General features: G+C 43.7%; 2 protein-coding genes and 1 pseudogene. All 3 read left to right on the top strand.

The genetic code is table 11. The features are described from left to right. Positions 1–16 precede the first annotated feature (16 nt). Positions 17–730, top strand: a complete 714-nt coding sequence (locus tag AB4263_RS24300) for a sulfite exporter TauE/SafE family protein (protein ID WP_372099045.1) — start codon at positions 17–19, stop codon at positions 728–730. Positions 731–956: 226 nt separating this feature from the next. Further along, positions 957–1961 carry a metal-dependent hydrolase gene (locus AB4263_RS24295; protein ID WP_372052197.1) on the top strand — a complete coding sequence of 335 codons (1005 nt, stop codon included), beginning with the start codon at positions 957–959 and terminating at the stop codon, positions 1959–1961. 175 nt (positions 1962–2136) lie between these two features. Then, positions 2137–2788, top strand: a pseudogene (locus AB4263_RS24290) (IS110 family transposase); the annotation flags it as partial.

Here is a 2788-nt window from a genome sequence, read left to right as displayed (position 1 = left end):
AAAGTGCGATCCCGCCCTGGTTCCTGTGTTAAGCAGCATTTTACTGTATTTAGAAGTTCTACCATCCGACCAAGTTGTTGTCGCGGCGATTGCTACCTCGTTGGCATCGATACTGTTCACTTCAACATCTTCTGCACTCGCTCACCACAAGAATGGCAAAGTGCCTTGGGATCTGGCGCCTTGGATCATGCTCGGTGTTGCTCTGGGTGCATTGGTTAGTGGTTTTATGGCGGCGTTGTTACCGGAAAAAGTCGTTCGTATTGTGTTTGCTGTGAGTGTGGTTCTTATTGCGATCAAGATGTTCTTAAGCAGCAAAAATGATGCGCCTAAGGAACGAAAACTGCCGAACAAAGGTGTGCTCACTGTGCTGACAACCATTACGGGTGGCTTATCTGCCATAATAGGTATTGGTGGCGGAGCATTGCTGGTTCCGCTATTAACGTTCTTCTCTGTCGGTATGAAAAAGGCCATCGGTTGTGCCTCGGCTTGTGGCATTGTGATCGCGTTGTTTGGCTCGATAGGTTACATCAGTTCAGGCAGCAGCCACTTTGCTCTATCAGATGGCTTTGCTGGCTTTGTTTATCTGCCTGCGCTGTTGGGTATTGTGTGCACGTCTTGGTTTACGGCTCCGTTAGGCGCAAAAGCCACCAACCATTTACCGGTTCCAACGATTAAGAAAATCTTCTCAGTACTGCTGGTGGTTATCGCAGCAAGCATGGTTGCTCGTTAATAAAAGATCGTTCAAGTGTGAATATACAGAACAAAAACGAATAAATTGATCAACCACCAATAATTAGAAAAGGGCAGTTTCATAACTGCTCTTTTTTGTTTATCGGTCTATGCTTATACAACTATGTACATGAGTATATTGATAAAACCGTTTAGTTATGAACAGTTCACCGCTATAGCTAAATGTATTTTGTTTGATTCAACGGAATGCTATCAATGAGTGATTTATGGATCCTTTAACGCAGGGCGTGTTAGGCGTTTCTTTGTCACAATCTGCCAGCAAAAAACAACATTTGGTTGTTGCTGGGGTATTAGGGCTGCTCTCCGGGTTAGCACCAGATTTGGATGCACTGATTAAGTCTCAAAGTGACCCTTTGTTGGCTTTGGAATTTCATCGACAATTTACCCATTCACTCTTCTTTATTCCCATTGGCAGTTTGATCTGCGCTTTGGTTCTGCATCACCTGATTGCAAAAAAACGTGGGCTTTCTTTCAAACAAAGTTGGCTGTTTTGTGCTCTGGGCTATGGTACTCATGCACTGTTAGACGCTTGTACCACCTATGGCACGCAGTTACTTTGGCCTTTCACCAACGCGCGTTTTTCTTGGAATACCATATCAATCATCGATCCTGTTTATACGCTTCCCATTCTAGTGTTGCTTGTGTTTGCGACGTTAAAACGAGCGCCTTGGCTAGCGCGTGTTGCGTTTACTTGGGCGCTAATTTATCCAACATTAGGGATGATTCAGCGAGACAGGGCAGAGGCGATTGGGTGGCAATTAGCGCAAGAAAGGCAACACACACCGATTCGATTAGAGGCAAAACCAAGCTTTGCGAATATCTTGGTTTGGAAAGTGGTGTACGAAACAGAGGCTCATTACCATGTAGACGCAGTGCGGGTTGGCACATCGGTAAGCACGTATCCCGGAGAGTCGATTGCGAAGCTGAATGTTAGCAGGGATTTACCTTGGCTTGACCCTGACTCTCAACAAGCCAAAGACATAGAACGTTTCCGCTGGTTTTCAAATGGTTATATCGCTCAGGACCCAACAGACGAGCTGCGTATTATCGATGTCCGATATTCAATTGTACCAAATCAAATGAAAGCACTATGGAGCATCAAGCTATCAAAAGCAGTTGATGCAAACGCGCATGTAAAATACGAAACTCATAGAGACAACACGCCAGAGTCGAGACAGATCTTCTTCGGTATGCTCACTGGCGATAAATGAGCTAGTTTTAAACTGATCTGCACCGTCAATACTGGATGCTACGTTAAGCGACTTTCCATACGTTTAGTTATCTCTGAATTGTTAATTTAGGGGAAGCTATAGCTCATTAATTAGATGGTACGCCCCACACCTACGTTAAAATTAGCTATGTCGCAGTACATTTAGAGGTGCCATCATGTCAGTTATAAAAGTTATTGGTATAGATCTCGGGAAGTCGGTTTTCCATCTCATTGGTCATGACCATTCTGGCCGCGAAATTTACCGACACAAATTGAGCCGAGTTAAGCTCGTTCAATTCATCTCCCAACAAGAAACGACAACCATAGCAATGGAAGCCTGTTGTGGTGCACATTGGCTAGCATCGAAGATGCCAAGAATATGGTCATAATGTTAAGCTGATACCAGCACAGTATGTAAAGCCATACGTTAAGAGCCACAAAAATGACTTCATTGATGCTGACGCTATTGCCGAAGCTGCTACTAGACCTAATATGAGATTTGTTTCTCCTAAGAGTGAACAAGCTCAAATTAGTACGGTTATTCGGAGAATCAGAACGGGATATATTCGCGAAAGAACCTCATGCATGAATAGAATTGGTTCCATCTTGCTAGAGTTTGGCATCAGCTTTCCTCGTGGCCATGCCAATATGAAAAAGTTGTTCCAGTGGCTAGCAGATAAAGATGCAGTAATCCCGCCTCTGCTCATTCTTGAACTTCGCGATCAACTAGATTATTACAACCAATTAAATGAAAAGATTACAGCTCAAGACCAAAAGTTAATCGAACTTAATAAAGAAAACGAGCTGTATGCATATTTCGGAGCATTC

It is taken from the genome of Vibrio sp. 10N.261.55.C5, from assembly GCF_041470505.1.
Taxonomy (GTDB): Bacteria; Pseudomonadota; Gammaproteobacteria; order Enterobacterales; family Vibrionaceae; genus Vibrio; species Vibrio crassostreae_C.
The sequence above is the reverse complement of the archived record's forward strand: the minus strand, read 5'-3'. Positions and strand labels throughout refer to the sequence as shown.

Excerpts from the sequence above, each read along its gene's own strand:
- AB4263_RS24295 (WP_372052197.1), top strand. The coding sequence starts at position 957 with ATGGATCCTTTAACGCAGGGCGTGTTAGGCGTTTCTTTGTCACAATCT.